The sequence below is a fragment of the Methylophaga sp. UBA5088 genome, from assembly GCF_002414625.1.
In the GTDB taxonomy this organism is placed as follows: Bacteria; Pseudomonadota; Gammaproteobacteria; order Nitrosococcales; family Methylophagaceae; genus Methylophaga; species Methylophaga marina.
Genome location: NZ_DIAC01000078.1, coordinates 455 through 2,440 on the forward strand (window position 1 = coordinate 455; position 1,986 = coordinate 2,440).

Annotated in this window: 2 protein-coding genes; both read right to left on the reverse strand. The window is 44.9% G+C overall.

Features of this window, described 5'->3' with window-relative positions:
* Positions 1–762, reverse strand: a 762-nt coding sequence (locus tag B4K20_RS09925; protein WP_289282762.1) for a sodium ion-translocating decarboxylase subunit beta, incomplete at its 3' end; no start/stop codon positions are given.
* 12 nt (positions 763–774) lie between these two features.
* Positions 775–1,986, reverse strand: a 1,212-nt coding sequence (locus tag B4K20_RS09930; protein ID WP_289282763.1) for a pyruvate carboxylase subunit B, incomplete at its 5' end; no start/stop codon positions are given.

Sequence of the window (1,986 nt, forward strand, 5' to 3'; positions counted from 1 at the left end):
AGTCGTATTACTTAAACGATCCACTACCGCACATTCTTTCATTAAGTTACCAAAACAGAACATACCGAGTAATGGCGCTGCATCGGGTAGTAAAAAGGCGACAAGAATCAGTAATAACAATGGGAAGACGATTTTCTCACGTTGTGAAACGTGACGCTGTTGTACCATTTTTATTTTGCGCTCTGATTCGCTAGTCAGCGCACGCATGATAGGAGGTTGAATTAATGGCACTAATGCCATGTATGAATATGACGCTACAGCAATAGCACCCAATAAGTCTGGGGCAAGCTTACTCGCCACATAAATAGATGTTGGTCCATCTGCACCACCGATAATACCAATCGCTGCTGCGTCAGCCAGACTAAAGTCAAAAATACCATAATGAGCTAAAACAACAGCGCCCATCAATGTCGCAAAAATACCAAACTGAGCGGCAGCTCCAAGAAACAGCGTTTTGGGGTTGGCAAGCAATGGACCAAAGTCCGTCATGGCACCGACACCCATAAATATAATGAGTGGGAAGGCACCACTTTCAATACCGACACTGTAGAAAATATGCAAAATACCATTGGCTTCTGCCAAACCAGCACCTGGAATATTGGCTAACACACCACCAAAACCAATAGGTACCAGTAATAACGGCTCGAAGTTTTTCTTGATGGCCAGATACAGCAGCAACATACCAATAAGAATCATGACACCTTGGCCTGGTGTCATTTGGTTAAAACCTGTTACTTGCCAGAGATGAAGTAGTTTATCCATAAGATCCCCCAATTAAGCGATAGTGGCCAGCTGATCACCGACTTTGACGGAATCACCTTGTTTAACAAAAATGGACGACACCGTCCCAGACTTGGAAGCCACAATTTGTGTTTCCATTTTCATCGCTTCGAGAATTAACAGGGTGTCACCTTCGTTGACTTGTTGACCGACGCTGACTTCAATTTTCCAGATATTGCCTGACAACGGCGCTTCAACGGGGTCACCTTCACCTGCCGGTGTACTCTGAGCTGGCGCGGGTGATGAGGATTCAACATGACTGATATCACCACCTTCATTCACTTGAACGACGTAACTCTGACCATTGACTTTAATGGTATAAGTTTCTTGTTCCTGACTTGCAGAACGATTGGCTGATGGTGTGTTATCGATAACAGGAACAGGTTCAAATGCATCTGGGTTGTGACGGTTTTTAAGAAATTTAAGACCAATTTGTGGAAACAGGGCATACGTTAAAACATCATCGACTTGATGTTCGCCTTCTGCCAGGTTAATTTGTTCTTCATCGGCGACAGCAAGGAGTTCGGTGGTGAGTTTTTCCATCTCTGCTTCAATGAGATCAGCAGGACGACAACTGATAGGCTCGGCGCCTTCCAGAACGCGATCTTGAAGCTCTTTATTGAATGCCGCTGGCGCTGCACCATATTCACCTTTCAAAATGCCGGCGGTTTCTGCCGCAATGGTCTTGTATCGTTCGCCAGTCAGCACATTGATAACGGCCTGTGTACCGACAATTTGTGAGGTAGGCGTGACTAGAGGAATAAAGCCTAAGTCTTCACGAACACGTGGAATTTCTTTTAAAACTGCATCCATTTTATCTAACGCATTTTGCTCACGCAGCTGACTTTCCATATTCGTCAGCATACCGCCAGGCACCTGTGCAACCAAAATACGTGAATCTACACCACGTAATGAACCTTCGAACTGGGCGTATTTTTTTCTCACATCACGGAAGTAGGCGGCGACTTCTTCAAGGAGTTCGATATTAAGACCCGTATCGCGATCCGTATCCTCAAAAATGGACACCACAGATTCTGTTGCCGAGTGACCGTAGGTCATAGACATCGATGAAATAGCCGAATCAACATTATCGATACCGGCTTCCACACACTTCATAATTGTGGCGGTTGATAAGCCAGTAGTGGCGTGAGACTGCATATGAATTGGGATATCAATCGTTTGCTTAAGGCTTTGAACTAATTCATA